At 41.3% G+C, this 19,579-nt stretch carries 15 protein-coding genes; 5 read left to right on the top strand and 10 right to left on the bottom strand.

Going from position 1 to position 19,579, the window contains the following annotated elements:
* Nucleotides 1-101: 101 nt before the first annotated feature.
* Together nrdD (RE474_RS08995) and RE474_RS08990 are read left to right on the top strand one after the other, a co-directional pair.
* Entirely contained in the window at nt 102-1,916 is a 1,815-nt protein-coding gene (nrdD, locus tag RE474_RS08995) for an anaerobic ribonucleoside-triphosphate reductase (RefSeq protein WP_309310044.1), read from the top strand.
* A 23-nt stretch (nt 1,917-1,939) separates the two neighbouring features.
* Nucleotides 1,940-2,644, top strand: coding sequence for a prenyltransferase/squalene oxidase repeat-containing protein (locus RE474_RS08990; RefSeq protein ID WP_309310043.1), 705 nt, complete (start codon nt 1,940-1,942; stop codon nt 2,642-2,644).
* On the opposite strand, the gene RE474_RS08985 is transcribed toward RE474_RS08990, so the two are convergent.
* Nucleotides 2,645-4,639, bottom strand: coding sequence for a PAS domain S-box protein (locus tag RE474_RS08985; protein ID WP_309310042.1), 1,995 nt, complete (start codon nt 4,637-4,639; stop codon nt 2,645-2,647). It lies immediately after the preceding gene.
* 284 nt (nt 4,640-4,923) lie between these two features.
* Here RE474_RS08985 and RE474_RS08980 point away from each other — a divergent pair, with 284 nt between their 5' ends.
* On the top strand, nt 4,924-5,355 hold the full coding sequence (locus RE474_RS08980; protein WP_309310041.1) for a bactofilin family protein: 432 nt from the start codon (nt 4,924-4,926) through the stop codon (nt 5,353-5,355).
* Nucleotides 5,356-5,363: 8 nt separating this feature from the next.
* Here the strand turns inward: RE474_RS08980 and RE474_RS08975 are convergent, their stop codons facing one another.
* From RE474_RS08975 to RE474_RS08965, 3 genes are all read right to left on the bottom strand, one after another.
* Complete coding sequence (locus tag RE474_RS08975; RefSeq protein WP_309310040.1) at nt 5,364-6,122, bottom strand: ABC transporter ATP-binding protein; 759 nt, start codon at nt 6,120-6,122, stop codon at nt 5,364-5,366.
* A complete protein-coding gene (locus RE474_RS08970) occupies nt 6,123-6,950 on the bottom strand; it encodes an ABC transporter permease (protein ID WP_309310039.1) in 828 nt (275 codons plus the stop codon).
* A gap of 91 nt (nt 6,951-7,041) precedes the next feature.
* Nucleotides 7,042-8,049 (bottom strand): ABC transporter substrate-binding protein, encoded by a 1,008-nt coding sequence (locus tag RE474_RS08965; protein ID WP_438861590.1) that lies wholly within the window; start codon nt 8,047-8,049, stop codon nt 7,042-7,044.
* Nucleotides 8,050-8,216: 167 nt separating this feature from the next.
* Here RE474_RS08965 and RE474_RS08960 point away from each other — a divergent pair, with 167 nt between their 5' ends.
* Nucleotides 8,217-8,738, top strand: a complete 522-nt coding sequence (locus tag RE474_RS08960) for a helix-turn-helix domain-containing protein (protein ID WP_091708943.1) — start codon at nt 8,217-8,219, stop codon at nt 8,736-8,738.
* Nucleotides 8,739-8,790: 52 nt separating this feature from the next.
* Here the strand turns inward: RE474_RS08960 and RE474_RS08955 are convergent, their stop codons facing one another.
* From RE474_RS08955 to RE474_RS08930, 6 genes are all read right to left on the bottom strand, one after another.
* Nucleotides 8,791-12,594: an MA0829/MM1976 family S-layer protein gene (locus RE474_RS08955; RefSeq protein ID WP_309310037.1), complete on the bottom strand. Its 3,804-nt coding sequence runs from the start codon at nt 12,592-12,594 to the stop codon at nt 8,791-8,793.
* A gap of 67 nt (nt 12,595-12,661) precedes the next feature.
* Nucleotides 12,662-13,654, bottom strand: a complete 993-nt coding sequence (gene thiL, locus RE474_RS08950; RefSeq protein ID WP_309310036.1) for a thiamine-phosphate kinase — start codon at nt 13,652-13,654, stop codon at nt 12,662-12,664.
* Nucleotides 13,655-13,787: 133 nt separating this feature from the next.
* On the bottom strand, nt 13,788-14,651 hold the full coding sequence (locus RE474_RS08945) for a DUF4349 domain-containing protein (RefSeq protein WP_309310035.1): 864 nt from the start codon (nt 14,649-14,651) through the stop codon (nt 13,788-13,790).
* Nucleotides 14,652-14,717: 66 nt separating this feature from the next.
* Nucleotides 14,718-15,506 (bottom strand): anaerobic ribonucleoside-triphosphate reductase activating protein, encoded by a 789-nt coding sequence (locus tag RE474_RS08940; RefSeq protein ID WP_309310034.1) that lies wholly within the window; start codon nt 15,504-15,506, stop codon nt 14,718-14,720.
* Between the two features lie 10 nt (nt 15,507-15,516).
* On the bottom strand, nt 15,517-17,808 hold the full coding sequence (gene nrdD / locus RE474_RS08935; RefSeq protein WP_309312235.1) for an anaerobic ribonucleoside-triphosphate reductase: 2,292 nt from the start codon (nt 17,806-17,808) through the stop codon (nt 15,517-15,519).
* A 135-nt stretch (nt 17,809-17,943) separates the two neighbouring features.
* A complete protein-coding gene (locus tag RE474_RS08930) occupies nt 17,944-18,195 on the bottom strand; it encodes a glutaredoxin family protein (protein WP_309310033.1) in 252 nt (83 codons plus the stop codon).
* A 716-nt stretch (nt 18,196-18,911) separates the two neighbouring features.
* On the opposite strand from RE474_RS08930, the gene radB reads away from it, so the two are divergent.
* On the top strand, nt 18,912-19,577 hold the full coding sequence (gene radB, locus RE474_RS08925) for a DNA repair and recombination protein RadB (protein ID WP_309312234.1): 666 nt from the start codon (nt 18,912-18,914) through the stop codon (nt 19,575-19,577).
* Nucleotides 19,578-19,579: the final 2 nt, after the last annotated feature.

The raw sequence follows: 19,579 nt of genomic DNA, 5'->3' as shown, positions 1-19,579 counted from the left end.
AGATTATTCTTCCTTTGATTCTTTTTTATTCGTTAATTAGTTATATATCCAGAATCTGATACCTCAATCAGTATTTATACTAAAAACACAGACTTTTCTTTATGGGAACGGGGAGCCATGAGAATATTGACAGGCTTGACTTCATAAACCCAATAGAACTCGTAGAAGATGTCCTGCTGGACAGAAGCTGGCTGCTAAAGGAAAACTCAAACACACGCCTGAGTCCGTCTGTTGTAGACCTGCACATTGCGTCCCAGATTAAGAAACAATACGCTCTGGAGAAACTCTACTCACCGGAAAGTGCCAAGGCACACAGAGAAGGACTTATTCATATCCATGACCTGCAAAATCCTTTCAAACCATATTGTAACGGAATCGATGCAAGGATATTCCTGAAGGACGGACTGAGATTTCCAGATACAACCAGCCTTCCTGCAAAGCGTTTCCAGTCTGCACTCTATCATTCAATGTCCTTTATGCTGCACTCACAACAATTCTTCGCAGGAGCACAGGCAATAGACATGCTGAACTGGATGCTTGCACCACATCTACATCACGATAACATCACTGAAGAACAGCTCAGGCAAATGATACAGGGATTCATGTTCCAGATGAACCAGTCCAACCGCCCGGGAGCACAGAGTGCCTTCACAAACATTGGACTGCGAATTACATGCCCTTCCCTCATTGCAGACCAGAAAGTAATCTTCGATGGAAAGGAACTTGATGATACATATTCCTCATTTGAGGAAGAAGCAAGAACAATCTATAGAGCATTTATGAAGGTTGCCACAGAAGGTGATGGACAGGGATTGCCATTCACTTTCCCATTGATGACAACTGCAATTACCAGAGACCTTGATCCTGATGATCCTCTTTGGAAACTTACAATGCAGGCAACTGCCTCAACCGGAGCCCCATATTTCCTGAATCTGAAAGCGAACTATCTTTCCGACGAGACCGTGCACGCAATGTGCTGCCGACTCTTTGCCAGACATACCGGAGGGATATGGAGTGCCGGAGGAATGGGAAATGGTTCCAATAAAGTTGTTTCAATAAACCTCCCCGGTGTCGCCCTTAAGGCTAAAGAGACGGATGATTTCTTTACAGAACTGGACAAAGTCCTGGAAATAAGCAGGCTGGCGCTTGTTGAAGGAAATGAGATTATCAATAAATCTCTCCATGTATGGAAAATACTTCCATGGCTTCTGAAATCAACTGATGACGGAATGCCTTATTATGAATTTGAGAAAAGACACCTGACATTTGGTGTTGTCGGACTGAACGAGTGTCTCATGAACCTTACCGGCGAAGGGATCATTGAGAAAAAGAAAGAAGGTATCGAAATAATACGCTACATGGCAGACAGGATACAGGAATTTGCCATTGAGGACAACATCGAATACACTCTGGAACAGACACCTGCAGAGAGCACTGCCTACCGTTTTGCACTGATGGATAAAGAACGGTACAGGGAAAGGGCAAACGTACAGGGAAACAATGAAATCCCGTATTACACTAATTCTACACATGTACCTTACAAAACTGAGACATCTCTTGTCAACCGCATAGCAACGGAAGCAGAGTTTCATCCATATTTTACAGGCGGTACAATATGCCACATCTGGATGGGAGAAAGTTTCCCTGACACTGACGGGCTTTCAGAATTCATTAACCGGCTAACAGAGACAGAACTTGCATACTTCTGTTTCTCACCGGATTTTTCCATATGTGAAAACGGTCACAACTCCAGAGGACTACAGGAAAAGTGTCCATATTGCCATGCAGAAATCATTGATCATATATCCAGAGTCACAGGTTACTACGGACATGTGAACAACTGGAATCCCGGAAAGGTCATGGAATACAAAGAACGCCGCAGGTACAGGATGCAGTGCACGCAGAAAGATAAATAAATCCGCAGGCCGTCTGGAAGATTATGATTTTTAAGAGTGAAGCATCGTTCAAGTGGCTTTATTCGCAGGAGATTACGAAAGTAAAAGACCTTGCACGCGTGACACAGGCAAGTTATCTCTGGAATGAGGTTAATAATTTCACAGAACAGCTTATCGGCCTGCGCACAGGAAACTCCTGGAATAATGATTTGAGAGATACTTCACGTGCTGCATCTGTTCTTGCGCTGACTGGAACCATGTTTCCTGAAACTGGCAAATGGATCCTTGAAAAGCAAAACAATGGTTCCTGGAATGAGGACGTCTATGACAGCACATATGCTCTTGCAGCACTCGCAGATCTTGGCTTCTTCAATCCTCAAGGATGCTGGTGGCTTATTGAGAATTATAGGGAAAAATGGGAACATCCCGGAACAACAGCCCTTGTAATCACAGCCCTGATAAAACAGGGAAAAACTGGCAACACAAACGAATATGATATATTCATTGAAGAGAAAGCTAAGTGGATTATCTCACGGAAAGAAAAGAACAATTCCTGGAAAACACCTGCAACCAGCAACCTTGTTATCCAGTCACTGATGCTTGCAGGACATAAAGATGAAGTCAGTGAATCTGTGGAATGGATACTTGACCAGATGAATGACAATGGTTGGTGGGGAAAAGATGTCGGAGACATCAATACAACTTCTCTGTCGCTTATCTCACTATACGAATACATGAACAGTCAGTAATCACTTGGTTGGAAGAAGTACATGAATAGTGGTGCCTGAATTTTCCTTACTCTCAGCCCATATGGAACCATTGTGAGCTTCTATAATCTTTTTACATATGTACAGTCCAAGCCCATTGCCACCATATTTACGTGTTGACGAACCATCAACCTGATAAAATCTGTTGAAGATATTAGGCAGTTTCTCTTCGGAGATACCTATACCTTCATCATTTATTTTGATATGGATCTTGTTATCATCCTGAAGTATACCTGTTATTTTGATCTTACCACCATCATGCATGAATTTAACAGAATTATCTAAAATGTTAATAAATACTTCTTCCAGATAATCAAGATCACCATTTATCAATGGAACGTCACAGGGAATAGATTTTTCCACAACATGCTTCTTACGTTTGATCTCAGAATCCCTGTTATACAATGCAGAATCAATAACCTCGCATATCCTCAGAGGCAAGAATGTATATTGTACATTGCCACCCTCGGTAATACTGACATACAATAATGAATCGATCAGCCTTCTGAGCCTCTCTGAACTGAACATTATCTTTTCGACTGCATCTTTCTGCTTCTGAGTAAGTTCTCCCATAGCTCCTTCATACATCAGCTCACTGTATCCTTTGATAGGAATAAGTGGCGTCTTTAACTCATGTCTTAGGTTGGAAATGAACTCATCCTTCATACGATCAAGAGATTTCAATTCCACATTTGCCCTTGCAAGATCTTCTGCATATTGATTAAGGGCTTTTTCTGCAGCCTTGCGCTCAGTGAAATCCTCAACAACACAGACCCCACCCATGAATTTACCTTCATCAGATATTACCGGACTGAACTCTGCTTTTATAGGAATCACTTTGTCTGAAAAAGGAGACTTAAAGTCATCCTCATATCTGGCAGGAATGCCTGCAAGGACCTGTTTTATAGCTTTCTTGATATCATTTTCATCGCTAAAAGAATTAATTATATTAAACCCGATGACCTTTGATATCACCTGCTCTTCAGGAACTCCAAGAATTCGGACAAGAATCTCATTACACTGAGTGATAACTCCATTCTCATTGAAGTGGAAAATACCAAGAGGCGATTTTTCGAACATCAGGCGATATTTGTTCTTTGCAATACTTGTGAGCCTCTCTTTCATTTTCCTCTGTGAAATATCATTGATGATAGCTCCATGGAAAATATCGCCTTTATATCGGGTAGTTGTAACGGCCAATTCAAGAGGGAATTCAGTGTTGTCCTTGCGCAGACCGGTAACTTCAATGATCTTACCAACGACAGGAGATTTTCCTATGGAGATAATTTCATCCCAGCCTTCATGTGCCTTACGATAACGTTTTGGCATAACCGTATTGATGTTTTTCCCGATAATTTCATCTTTGCTAAAACCAAAAAGAAGGGTTGCCTTGCGATTCCAGAAAGTGATCTCACCGGACTGATCAGAAAAAACAAGTGCATAGGGAATTGAATCAAGATGTTTGAATAATTTTTCAATATCGTTTAGCATTTCATTTTCAAAATCGTTTTTATTCTGGATATTCGCAAATGAAAGAAGCACTGCTTTTTTAGAAGAATCCGTATCCTTTAGAAGACTGACATTGATAAGAAACGTTGATATCATGTTATTTGAAGCTTTAATCAGAAGTTCAGTAGAAAATGGAAATTCCGCTTCATCTGTATTTTTCAGGAAAAAAGAAGATAAGAAAGATGTAGCAAATTCCTTTTCTTCATCGGGGATACATAATTCGATGAAGTCTTCATTTGATGTTCCCTTTTCAAGGCCAAAATGTTCTTGAGCCTTTGTATTTGCCAGGATGATGCAATTGTTTTCATCAACTATCATAATTAGCTGGTCGACCATATCATAAAATGCCTGTGATTGATCAATATCGGAAAAAGAGATTTCACTTACCCGTAACAAAGATGTCTCTATGTCGGATGAATGACCATTATTGCCATTCTCGAAATCAAGCATTTCTTTGTTTACAACCATCTATACACCTTTGTATCCGACAAACAAACTGTGGAAACTACATCAACAGGTTTCAGATACCATATAATTGTATTGAGTATATAATATATAATAGTTAGTATCCATTGTCTATTGTATATAAGTGCTAATAAAATATAGGAACTCATTCCACATATATTGCATACATAGATATTCACACCAGATAAACTATAAGAAAAGAAAAAACAGACAGGATAAAGAATACCTGTATTCAGAAGAGCATTTATAATCTGAAAAAACTATTGGAGTATATATGGTGACCTTAGATGAGTGAAAATCCAATAAAATATCATGAGGACTCTAACACTTACATTACCCGAAAAAACAGCTATTTTGAAAAGGACATCAATGTAGACGGGAACCTTATAGTCGGACAGGGTTCCAATTTCTGGAAAGACATCAATGTAAAAGGAGTACTGAAACTTGGAAAAGGTACTTTTGTTAAAGGCAATGTCAGAGCAGATGAAGCTATTATAGGTGCCAGGTCTGAGATAAACGGGAACGTTGAAGTGGATGGCGATCTTAAGATATTTGATTCTGTAAAAATAGAGGGATCAGCGATTGCCGGAGATGATATGCACGTACGCCCCGGATCAAAGATAGGATTTGCAAAAGCCAGCAGCACAATAGAACTCGTAGGTAAGGTCAGCATCAAAGAAATTGAGTCTGGAACTAAGGTAATTGTGCGTTCTGAGTGAACGCATCATCAATGCCCTTGTTCTTTCAGAAGAGATTTCAGTATATGGTCACGAAGCCTGTTTGCTTCGGGACTTGTCCTGTCCCTTGGCCTTGGAAGGTCAACATTGATTATTTCCTTGATCTTTCCCGGACGGGCACTCATCATCACTATTTTATCTGCAAGGAAAACTGCTTCATCAACACTATGTGTGACAAAAAGAATGGTGATATTCTTTTTCTGCCATATTTCCAGTAATTCCTGCTGGAGTATGTTACGTGTCTGGGCATCCAGTGCACCAAAAGGTTCGTCCATTAAAAGTACTGCAGGTTCGTTGGCAAGTGCCCTTGCAATTGCAACCCTCTGTTTCATACCACCTGAAAGTTCGTATGGATAACTATCCCTGAACTGCTGAAGGCCAACAAGATCGAGATACATTTCACCTTTGGCAATAGCATCTTTCTTTTTTATGCCACTCATCTGCGGACCGAATATGATGTTATCGATAACAGTTTTCCACGGGAAAAGTGAGTATTCCTGGAAAACCATGCCCCTGTCAGGGCCAGGCGAATCTATCTTGGAACCATCCAGATAAATTTCACCACTATCAGGCTTATCAAGACCGGAAATTATCCTTAACAATGTGGTTTTACCACAGCCGGAAGGACCGATAAAACATACAAAATCCTTGTCATCAACTTCAAGGCTTACATTATCCAGCGCCAGTGTAGATTTATCTTCGTCCTTAGTGAACTTGCGGGATACATTGGTTACTTTTACACCGCCCATTCAGATCACCACACCTTTGCGCCATTTAAGGAGCTTACCATCGATATAGTATCTCAGCAACCTGTCAATGAAGAGTCCAAGGAAACCAAGTATCAGCATATAAACAAGTACAAATTCCATTCTGTGAAGATCGTAAAAATGCCACATCTGATAACCAAGGCCGTTCCTGCTGACTCCAAACATCTCGGCAGCAACAAGACACATCCATCCGACACCCATTGCTATTCTAATTCCAGCCGCAATGGAAGGAAGAGCTGAAGGAAGGGCTACGTACCGTATGAGTTCAAGATTGGTGTTACAACCCAATACTTTTGCTGCTTCCACATACACTCTGGATACGCTTTTAAAACCTGTAAAAGTATTGATCATAATAGGGAAAACTGCACCGATAAATATCAGAAAACCTGCTGCAAAGGGATTCAGACCAATCCATATTATGGCAAAAGGAATCCATGCCAGAGGCGGAATCGGACGTATTATCTCTACAATAGGGTCAACCATACGGTCAATTGTACGGAACCAGCCCATTATCATGCCTATTGGAATCCCTATAATAAGGGCTGAAACAAGACCTATACTAAAGTGCATCATACTAAACAGAAAATCAACCACTAACATTGGAAGCTGCAATTTAAGACCCATTATAGCCAGACTTGAGTCTCTGGACATAATTTCAACCAATGCACCAGCCACATCCGTGAAACTTGGCAGATATAACTTATTTCCTACAAAATAGACTGCTATAATTTGCCAGAGAACTATCGCAGAAAATATAGAGATGATTTCTACACTTTTCTCTTTCAGTACTTGGATGTGTTTTTTCACCATGGGTCCTCCGATAGTTGGAGATAATAAGACTCCGAACAAAGATAGAAATGTCTACTTATTATTTAAGTTAGTATCAAAAAAGAAAAAAAGATTATTGATCTAGAGCATCATAGAAGCTCAGATCAAATATGTCATCCTGCGTGAGTGGTGTGCTTATGTATCCAAGTTCATACTGAACCTGTGCATAATCAACTGTTGAATTGACTATAAGGTTTGGATCAGCTACCCAGGAACCATCCCAATCTGCAATTGATTTGTTTACCAGCTCAACATCCCAGTCCTGATCATCAGCAAATATCTGTGCTGCTTCACCAAGGTTCTCTGAGTTGTATTCAGTTGCACGGACATGGGTTGCAACTATCTGCTGCACAATATCAGGATGATTTCTTATGAGGTCGCCACTTACAGCAACCACACAGCATGCATGATCCTGAAGCATTTCACCTGATGATACAACTGACCTGCCAGTACCTTCACTTTCGATCATTGTTGGTGAGGGGTGAGGAAGGAATACTGCATCTACCTGACCTGCTGAGATAGCTGTCATTGCATCCCCTGGACCCATGCCCTTGATCTCAACATCTGTATCAGGGTCAATTCCATTCTCTTTCAACCAGTTCCTTAACAGAGTATCCTGAATGGTTCCAGCAGGGAATGTTGCTATAGTAAGTCCTCTGAGATCTTCCGGACTCTCATATGGAAGGTCTGTTCTTAGTACCAGGTCTGAACCCTGTATCTGAACAGCAGCCACGATCTTTGCATCAAGACCGTTTGCAAGAGCAGCGATAACAGGAGCTGCACCTACATATGCAACATCGATCTCACCTGCAAGCATAGCCTGCATTTCAGGTGCACCAGTTGGGAAAACATTGTCATTGATTGAAACTATTCCATAAGGCTCAAGGTCTTCAAGCCACCAGCCTTTTTCCCTGGCAGTAAGATAGGCTATCTGATGAGTACTTGGCTGATAACCAAATGTTAATTCAGTAATATTATCTGCCTGCTCTTCTTCCTGATCAGCTGTGTCCTCTGCGCATCCTGATACGAATACAGCAAGAACAAGTGCAATCACAAGAAATAAAGTAGAAGCTAATTTAATTGTCTTTGTGTGATTCACATTACCACCTGTAATAATATTAGATAATTTGTTTGCATGATCCTATATATTATATATATTTCTACAATCCAGAAAGTTTATATCCTTATAAGGATAATTATATTTATAAATTAACCTTTGGGGGCTATTTGTGTATGAGGAGATAAAAGATGAGCACTGTAGAAAAAATAATAGATGCTGTTTTTGAATCTGATGAAGATTTCAGACGAATCCTTTCTACTACTATAAAAGAAGACCTGAACATGAATATGGCAGAGTTTGCAGAGCAGGCAGGTGTACCTGCCAGTACTCTCTATAAGATCATGTCCGGAAAAAGAGAACCTAATGTCAAGACACTAAGACAAATAATTAAAACGGTAAAAAGACTGGAAGGTTCTGAAAAGGGAGAATTCATTGCGGTGATTGCTGCAAGACCGGTGCTGGACAATATCAGTGAAACTAAAAGAAAGATATGCGGAAACCTTTGTACTATCAGAGAGTATTCTGCAACTTCCATGGAAGAAGCCATTATTGCTGCCGTACGTGCAGAAAGAGATGGAGCAAAAGCACTTGTGTGTGCACCCATAGTCAGCCCTACAGTGGAAAAAATACTGAGAATACCTGTTGCAACCATCATGCCAAAGAATAGTCTTTTTGAGGCTATCGAGCTTGTGGCCAAGAAGATAAGTTGATTTTGATAAAGAATAAAAATTAGAATAAAAAAAGGTAAAAAGAGTTTATCGGTTATTTCCCGATCAACTCTTTGATTGCTGCTACTGCTTCTGCAGCCTTTGCCTGTGCTATTTCTACTGTCCATCCACCTGCTGTGAACAGATATGCAACTCCACCAATTGCTGCAAGACCAATTGCTCCGAGAACATACCATATCGTGCCTGATTTCTCAAAGACCTCATATGTTGTTGTAAGATCTCCAAGCTGTACTTCATAAGTACCAGGTTCTTCTTCTTCGTGGGTAAACTCAACTGTTGTAGAATTACCAACTGAAAGTGTTATTGTCTGGGAATCTACTATTACGTCATCAACCTTGAGCTCAACATTATAGGAACCTTCTGCTGTACCTGTGTTGGTGACATCAGCGGTAATTGTTGCTTTCTGTCCCTGTTTGATCTCAAGAGGGCTTATTTCCAGATTGCTGAATTCAAACTCTGCAGCAAGTTCATTGACCTTAAGATCAAGTTCGGCATCATTCATACCGGACTTTGTAGCTTCAATTGAGTGAGTACCCGCTTCTGTTGCTGTGTAAGTTACAGTACCATCGCTGTCAGTCGTGCCAATGGATTTTCCGTCAAATGTGACAGTTACTCCAGAAATTTCATCGCCGCCGATTGCCTGCAAGACATAGATGGTAATAGAATTACCCACATAAACCTTATCAGGTGAGACCTCGATGCTCATCTTCCTGGTTTCATCATCAGGATCAATTACCTCAAGATCTTCAGAAGCAGATGTGTAACCATCCTTTTCGGCAGTTATCTCTAGAGTACCAATCTCATCTGCGTCATAATCAATTGTACCTTCATCATCAGTGGTTCCGATAGTAGTTCCTTCCACCTTAACAGTGGCATCTGCTATTCTTGAACCGCGTGAAGTTACGGTGATTGTTACCTCATCGCCTTCTGACACAGTAGAGTCACTAAGGCTAATGGTCAGTGCCTGGGAAGCAGCGGTTGTAACTTCAACATATGGATAGTATCTTAGAGTACCTGAGTCAGCTACCCTTATACCAACTTCTCCCATGAGAGTGATATCCTTGTCTTTTGAAAGACTGATTGAATCCTCATTCTTCATGACAATGGAATCTTCACTATAACTGGTAACCTCCATCTCGCCATAAGTATCTCCATCTTCCAGACTGATATAATCTTCTGATATCTGGAAAATACCCTCTACGAAGACAGCGTTTGATTCGCTACCGGCAAATACCTCGTTGAAGTGTATTATTATGATAGGCACATCATCTGCATCACCAAGGTCTTTCTCATAGACATAATCATCGTTCGCAGATACGATTTCAGTATCTACTTCATCTCCGTCCTGATACAGTTCAATAAGTACACTGTCACCACTAGTGTCGACTTCAATTATATCCAGAGTATAACCTTCCTCAAGGATCAATGAGGAACCGGAATAAACTGATGCTTTATCATCGTCGTCAAGCAGAACTTCCGAGAGCTGGCCGTTGGACATGAGGCTTACGTCATCAACACCATCGACATCTGTATCATCTGTATAACCTGCGAAGTATTTCTCGGCCATAAATCCGATTACCTGGAATTCTCCCCAGTCTGAGTGTTCAAACTCAACAGGCTTAGGCACACTAGTGTAAACAAGGTCACCATCGTCAATTGTTCTGCCGGATATAGCTGTCAGTTCAAGTTTCTCAGTTTGTATACCCTCATCAATATCATAGTAGAAACCTTCAAAGTTAAGAGGCGTCCATGTGAGAAGCTCATCTTCTTCTGCAACTGTACCACGGAGTTCGTATGTACCTGGGTCAGACATGTCAACATATGGAGCAAATCTGAGATCATCGTTGTCAGCAACTATGAGATTGATACTGCCCATAAGATTAATTGTCTTGCCTTTTGAAAGTGAAACTGTCCCATCGTTTTCCATTTCAATGAGGTCGTCACTTATGGATGTGATTTCCATCTCGCCATAGGATTCACCGTCTTCAAGTTCAACATAATCATCTGATATTTGGAAGACACCTTGGATGAAGACAGCATTTGATTCAGTACCACTGAATACATCATCGATGTGAACAATTATCAATGCTACATCATCTGCATCGCCAAGATCGGTCTCATATACATAGTCATCTCCACTGGAAATTACTGCACTATCAAGTTCATCGCCATCTTGTGTGAGGGTTACATAAACACTGTCTCCATTGACGTCAACTTCAACGACATTCAGTTCATAACCTTCCTCAAGTATAAGTGAAGAACCAGAATAAACAGACTCTTTGTCATCATCATCAAGAAGAACCTTTGAGAGCTGACCTGCAGACATAAGACTTACTTCATCGACACCATCGATATCTGTATCATCAGTGTATCCTGCGAAGTATTTCTCTGCCATAAATCCAATAACCTGATATGAACCCCAATCCGAGTTTTCAAAGTCGGTTTCTACCGGACTTGTCTGGTAAACAATGTCACCGTCACCAAGTGAACGGTCTATGTTATAGATGGTCATGCTCTCAGAACTGAAACCTGATTCAAGGTCATAGAAGAAACCTGAGAAAGACTTTGCATCCCAGATATATTTATCTGCTGATTGATTGGCATTCTCATCCCATATCCTGTCACCTGTGTAGTAGGTCTGGGAATACACAGTAATTGTCGTAGTTGTAGAATCAGAACCATCAGCGTTGGTTGCGGTCAGAGTGACATCATAAGTGCCTACAGAATCAAAGGTATGGACTGGATTCTGAACTGTTGAATTAGCGCTACCATCATCAAAGTCCCATTCCCAAGATGTCGGATCATTATCTGAAGTGTCATTGAACTGAACTGTAAGAGGAACTTCACCTTCATCATCTGTTACATTTGTTGTGAATGAAGCATCTGGAGCAGAAGAGGAAGCAGATGTAGTAAAGCTGTCTATCGTGGAATTGGAGAATAAACTTGAGTCACTTGAATTATAAGCAAAAACACTATAATAATAAGTAGTGCCTGAACTTAGACCGGAAAGAGTTTCACTATAGCTAGATAAACCGCTGAAAATAGCACTGGAAGAACCTAAAGAGGGAGTGGTTCCATATTCGATCTGAGTATCTGCATCACTTTGGTTCACATCATAACTAATCACTGCACTGTCCGAAGAGATGCTACTAGAACCTACATTAGAGAGGACAGGAGCACTGTCAGTACTGGCAGCAGTAGTAGTAAAGCTGTCTATCGTGGAATTGGAGAATAAACTTGAGTCACTTGAATTATAAGCAAAAACACTATAATAATAAGTAGTGCCTGAACTTAGACTGGAAAGAGTTTGACTATAGCTAGATAAACCACTGTAAATAGCACTGGAAGAACCTAAAGAGGGAGTGGTTCCATATTCGATCTGAGTATCTGCATCACTTTGGTTCACATCATAACTAATCACTGCACTGTCCGAAGAGATGCTACTAGAACCTACATTAGAGAGGGCAGGAGCACTGTCAGTACTGGCAGCAGTAGTAGTAAAGCTGTCTATCGTGGAATTGGAAAATTCACCTGGATTACTTGAATTGTAAGCAAAAACACTATAATAATAAGTAGTGCCTGAACTTAGACCGGAAAGAGTTTCACTATAGCTAGATAGACCACTGTAAATAGCACTGGAAGAACCTAAAGAGGGAGTGGTTCCATATTCGATTTGAGTATCTGCATCACTTTGGTTCACATCATAACTGATTACAGCACTGTCCAAAGAGATGCTACTAGAACCTACATTAGAAAGAGTAGGAGCAGAACCTAATGCCAGTCCTGTGAATATTATTAGGGATAATCCAAATAAAATTAATTTAAGCTTATTTCGCATTCTAAACCTTCCTTAAATCGTAAATTGAACTGTATTATTAAATATCGTAAACTAATCCTGCCTAATCTTAATTCCCCAATTGTAGATAACCTTTTCGATTTATCGTCAGGTTTTCTCCGTTATGGCACCTAAGTGTAGTACCAACTTCCCGGTCAACTACTTCTCCTATAACATTTAAATAACATGCGCTTTGAGCAGCTTCCAGCATATCAGGGGAAACTGTGCAAAGTAGCTCAAAATCACCACCTGTATAAAGTGCAAAATCAGTAATAACAGAGCGTTCTGAACTTATAAAATCTACGATTTCCTGCTGTATAGGAAGAGATTTCTCATCTATTTTGAAACCCACTTTATTAAGGTCTGCGAGGTCATGAAGCGACATTGCCAGTCCGTCACTGGTATCCATCATACTGGTCACGGCACCTGTACGGGAGAGTTCCTGAGCTTCATTAACCCGTGGAACTGGTTCAAGAAGAGTATTCATAAGACTATCCGGAATATCAATATCATTTTCAAGGGCATGCAACGCAGCTCCTGCTGAACCTGCAAAACCAGTTACACATATAATATCGCCGGGTTTTGCACCTCTTCGGGTCAGAAGTTCCGATTTGCTTACTTTTCCAAGGGCTGTACCGGTGATCGTAAGTTCATCGTGAGTATCGATATCGCCACCTATAACTGAAGTCCCACAGAACTTTGCACAATCGTTCATTCCCCTTGAAATTTCATCAACAAATGAGAGTTCAGTATCCTTAGAAAAACCCATGGCTGATAGAAAACCTATTGGCCTGGCACCCATTGACGCAACATCACTGAAATTAACCGCAGCAGACATCCACCCAATCTGCCACGGAGTCATGCAAAGAGGAAAATCAGTCTTGCGGTGCAACATATCTGTTGTTATCACCATATACTCATTTTCAGAAATATCAACAACAGCACAATCATCAGGCCCTGCACCCAATGGAACATCAGGGTTATAGACTGAACCGAAAATACCGGATAAACGACTTATAAGAGGACGTTCACCCAGTTCGGATACGGAAATAGGATCATTCATAGTTATCTGCTATTTTAATGTGCTATATATAATTACTTGACAGAGAAGCATTGGTAACTAAAGCCTAATACTAAAAGCTGAAAATTAATTTTGCTGGCAGTTCAATGCCAGCTTAAAAAATCCAACTAAAAACCTATCTTCTCATTCTTCTCCTGATTAACACACCAGCTCCGCCAAAGAAAATCAAAACGATTACAAGTGGCAGAAGATAACCGACAAGGATTATCAGTGCATTGACAATTGATATGAAACCGTTAACAGATTCAGATATTGCATCCCTGATACCCCATGAATGAGTTATTGGCCTTGGTTCTGTTACACGGATATTGATGGTTGAAAACTCAACACGATCATCAAGATAATTCAGCCTTCCTGTAAGGCTTTCAATATCACCACGAACCCTTTCAAGTTCCTTTTCAACTGCCAGAACATCCTCAACAGTTTCAGTCATATTGAGAATCTCCTGAAGACGGGTTTCCTGTCTTTGAAGATTATCCAGACGTGCACTTACATCAATATACTCTTCCGTAACATCCTGTGCACTTACACTTTTACTTGTTACTTCACCCAGTTCACCTACATTCTCAAGGAAAGAGGAGGATTCAGATTCTGGGATCCTGACAGTAATATAGCCTTCCTTGCCTTCATTGGAATCATAATATGAATCATATATAGAGGAACTGGAAACATATCCACCTGATGCTTCTACCATTTCAGAGATATCATCAACACCTTTTGCAGCATCGCTGACCTGTATGGTCATGTCCACAGTGGCTATTGTTTTTCGATCCACAGAAGCAGTTGAAGTTCCGCCATAATCAGCGTATCCGGATTCATCCAGAACGGCATTCCTTGCATACGAATCATCATACTCTTCAACCGTCATGTAATCAGCAGACTGTATAGAGGATTCTTTATAGCTGCTCACACAGCCGGATATAAAAGTAGCTGCCAGTAAAATGATTAGTACAGCAATGCTAACAAATTTTGCTTTCATTTAATCACACCTTTTTAAAGTATAATTAAATGATTAACAGGAAAGTATTAAAAAATTGTTTAAACTTCAAATCGATTCGAAGTTAAGCTTCTCATTGCCTTTCTCTTTTGTCCTGATGTAGATATTATCCAAAAATTCATGGGCAACATGAGCCAAGTCAAGAAGTTCATCACGAACTAGAGGCTTTCTGTCCCTGAGAGATTCAAGCAGGGCCCTGTCAGCAAATCCCTGCTGGAGCACATAGACAACATCTCTTCTGCCAGTAAGTTCATTGATGGAACGTGCAATGTTGTGCACATCATCCGAACTTCCCATGAAGTCACGGATAATGGTCGTCCTCAATTCAAGTTCTATACCATTATTCAGAACCAGATTGATAGATCGGGATACTTTATCTACTGCTACCTTTGGGTCAATATGCATATCAGTAAAATCCCTACACCCTATTGCTTTAGCATAACTTTCAGCATTATCCAGCGGAGCTTTCACATCGATGAAGAATTTGTCCACAAGCCCTTCACCCATAAGTTCGGCCATTACGTGAGGATAATGGCCATTGGTATGAATGCCGACGAGCAGACCAATCTTTTTTGCATATTTTGCAAGATGGATCACAGCATCCTTCTGCATCAGTGGTTCTCCACCTGAGAAAACCACACTGCTGACAAAAGGCCGTGACTTCTTCATCTCTGCTTCAAGTATGGAAGCTTCCACCATGTTGCTTTCAAAAAGAAGCTCATGGTTCTGGCAATAAGGACATCTGTAAGGACATCCACGTAAAAAGAAGACGATTGACACCTTTCCGTGCCAATCTACAGTAGATATGGGAACAGTGTTCCCATAATTTACTTTCATATACTTAGCTTCAAATCATGTCTGAGGAGCTGTAGCGCATCCTGTCAACAAGTTCCTGCCTCTTACCATTGTTCCAGCCACTTACTGCCTGCACATATCCGGTTACCCTGGACATCTGCTCGACATTGGTGGAACCACAGTTCTCACATGTGCACTTAAGACCGGACATCATGTGGAAGTCATTAAGACACACAGTCATATCCTTGGTGAAAGCAAAGTAACCAATCTGAGTGTTCTTTGCAATGTTCATTGCAAACTCCTTGAGTCCCTTTGCATCAGGTGAACCTTCACCCATCCAGATGTGACAGATGTTTCCACCATCGACTATCGGGAAGAACACATGCTCAAGGTTTATCCTGTCAATAAGTGAGATGTTGGCACCTGGTGGTACGTGTGTACCGTTGGTGTAGTAGACAGGCAGATCTGTTGTTTTTCTTAGATTCGCAAGAGCAGCTTCCTTGTCACCCTTTACAACTTCAAGGACACAGTCCCTGTACTCATCATGAAGCATGTCGGATACTGAGAATCTCTGACCTGTTGTTTCAGCAGGTGTACGTGCAAGAGCGATCTCAAGACCATATTTCTGGCTGAGCTCATGTGCATACATTTCCATCTCGGTCATTACCCTGATGGCAAACTTGAATGCATCCCTGGATTCATGCAACTGTGAACCGGTGTGGTACTGGACCATTTCATTGATACCTACAACACCGATGGTGCATACAAGTGAATCAATGTCCACTGCAACGCATCCTTTCTCACCTGTTACAGGGTCCTTTGGCCTCTGTGTTGCAAATGGCATCCTGTTGTTCTCAATGATGTTCTCCATCCAGTTACGCTTTGTCTTAAAGAGCTGAATACACTGATCCATTAGTAGTTTGAGGTCAGCAAACAGAGCAGAATCATCCCCGCCTGCCCTGTATGCCGCTCTTGGACAGTTAAGAGATACTACCTGCCAGGAACCCATTGAGAAATGTTTTCCATCCTTGAACAGGAGCTTATCGTCAAAACTGTCATCTGCATCAGCATTTGCTGAGAACTGGTATGCACAGCACTGATAACAGGATATGCCCTCACCTGCACCTCTGTATTCTGGTAACTGATTATCGAAATATGGAGTTCCGAACTTTGCTGCAAGTTCGAAGGTCATGTCATAGAGTTCTTCGTATGTTGGCAGCTCAGGATGTGCCTTGTTGAAGAATTCATCCTCTTCCATAAAGTCAGGTTCAATTGAGATCTCAGGCTTAGGGAAGTTGAAAGGTTTGCCCCAGTTATCACCCTCGATCATTACGTCCATAAGTGCCTTGAATGCAAGACGGACCTCACGCTCAAACTCTCCATAGGTGCGTTCCTGAGTACCATTCTCACCATTGTGGACACGTCCCTTGTAAACAGCAGGCTTGTCCTTCCAGAGCTTTGGCACACCAGGGGAAAGCTGGACTGAGGAGAATACTACCTGCCCACCGCGGGCTACCATCATCTGGGTCATCTCATACACGAACATCTGCATGAGCTGTTTTACATCACTGTAAGTCTTGCCCTCAAGGTAGGGAGCAAGGAATGTAAGGAAATTGTAGAATCCCTGACCACCTGCGAAGTTTGTCTGGGCACTTCCCAGGGCCTTCACTGCATGGAGGATTGCAACCTCTGCCTTCATTGCAGGACCGGCTACACTTGCCTTGGCACCTGAGCCATCCGGCATAAGACCGTAGTAGAAGAAATACCTGAGGTCCCAGTCCTGACAGAAAGCACGGGTTCCAAGGTATTCAAGATCATGAATGTGAATGTCACCGTTAAGGTGCAGGTCAGCAAGCTTTGGTGGCAAAAGTAACAGATACTGTTCCTTTGATATCTTGTCTGCCTTCTTCTTGTGAGATGTTTCAGCGTTTTCCTGGAGGTTTGCGTTATCGTTTGCCTCAAAACCGCTTCCAAGGTCTATCTCACATGCATCGTATACAGGAGTACCTATCCTTGTGGAGATGTTCCTCCATTCAACATGGCCCCTCTGGAGAAGTTCCATGTTGACGATTTCTCTGATAAGCGGACCTGAAAGGAATTTGAGATCAAGACTTCTGATACGGCGCTCTACATCCTTTGCAATTTCAAGTGCCTCATCCTTTTCGATGCCAGGCTTGCCGTGGAATCTTTCAGCAAGCTTTGTTTCCTTTAACAACTGGTTCACAATTATACTGCGATCCCATTCCACCATATGCCCGGCGGTAGTACGTACCTTTGGCATTATGGATATATCATGACCATCGAGCGTCTTCTGTATAGCATGCTGTTTTGTGAGTGTTGTCATACTGGTATCTGTCCTCTCATCTTCCTCTGCGCGAACCTGCATGTCAGTTCCCAACTCTGCATTTTCAAGTTCGACCTTGTCCTTAATATTAGTAGCACATACGTCCATCATTCCCACCTTTTATTTTGATTGCACTTAGAGTATGCTGCCCAATGCTTCCAGGTTCACGTCAGGACCACTGAACAGTTCCTTATGAGTTAAAAACTCATCGCCGATCTGGAGTACCGGGGCAGTCATGGTGAAAACACCATTGAATTTTAGTTCGGTCAAAGCTTCAGGAGTAGACATATCTGCTGTTGCGAATTCAACTCCTTTAGATTTAAGTACCTTTTTTAATTGCTCGCATTTCGGGCAAGTCTGTGTTGTATATATAACCACTTCAACCATTTTCTCGCGTCCCTAGATTGTATATAAATAAACTATTATATTAGTCCCATTCTGGAGAGGAACAACAATGCCAGATTGAAAAACGCATTCATCAGACATTGCAGTTGTTAAAACCCCTGTTTCCAGAAGGTAAATTATACAAATGGCTTTTAGCTTAATAATGGTTTTTCAAACTGCATTTGAATATACATTGAAGTATATCACACCATGTTCGTTATCAAATATGAATCATAGATTAGACAGATATGATAATAACAATGAAACATACACGATTATCATAGAGCTACCCAAGGAGAAATAAGCTATTTTAAGAAACATTTGCAAACAGATTTGCTAGAGTCATGAATAACGAGAGCCATACCGAAGGTTCCGGCGAAGCCGGCGTTTTCCAATCAGAAGAAAAACAATATGCATAATACTCGAAGATATTTTCTTTGCAGGCCTTTGTAGCATTCTAATCATTACCATAATTACATTTTGAATTATACCCATACCACATTATTGTAATGTGCCGCCTTTGGCGGATGGTAACTTTGGTTTTAAATCCTCATTGTTTTATGGAAATCAAAAATATCAATGTTTGTGCACCCATATCAACCGGAGTTCTACAGAGGTTAAAAAAGAAAAAGACATAAAAGAAAAATGCACTACCAGTGCCAAAAGATGTATATTATAAACCCCATTATAGCAGATAATCCTGGTAAAGAGGTGTAAAGATAACTGAGCAACTAAGTTCCGGCTGCAAGCCTATTGATAATCTTTTATGCGGAGGATTTGAAGCAGGCGTAGTCACACAGATATTCGGAGAACCGGGAAGTGGAAAGACAAATCTGTGTCTTCAGCTTGCAGTGGAATGTGTCAAAAAAGGAAAAAAAGCTATCTACATAGATACTGAAGCCATCTCGCCAGACAGGTTCAGGCAGATCGCCGGAGAGAATGCTAAAGAGATAGCTCAGCAGATAATTATCTTTGAACCTCACAATTTTGAAGAACAATATGCAGCCGTAAAAGAGATAGAGAAACTCATATCAGACAAAGTAGGGCTGATACTCATAGACTCTGCAACCGCTTTTTACAGGTTTGAACTTGACCAGGAAGAATCCGGCATAAGGACAAGAAGAGAGCTTGCAAACCAGATAGGACTTATACATGCTATCGCACGCAAACACAGAATAGTTGCCGTTATGACAAATCAGGTCTACAGCGACATGGCAGGTGGTGTTAGACCCATAGGCGGCAGCGGGATCGAGCATATATCTAAAACCATCATCCAGCTTGAAAAAACCGGAGATGGAAAAAGACGTGCAAAACTCTGGAAACACCGCTCACTCCCGGAAGGTGGCACCTGTGAATTTACCATCACCAATGAAGGTGTGAGGTAATT

This window comes from Methanolobus sediminis, from assembly GCF_031312595.1.
Classification (GTDB): domain Archaea; phylum Halobacteriota; class Methanosarcinia; order Methanosarcinales; family Methanosarcinaceae; genus Methanolobus; species Methanolobus sediminis.
This window is presented reverse-complemented; position numbering and strand designations above follow the sequence as displayed.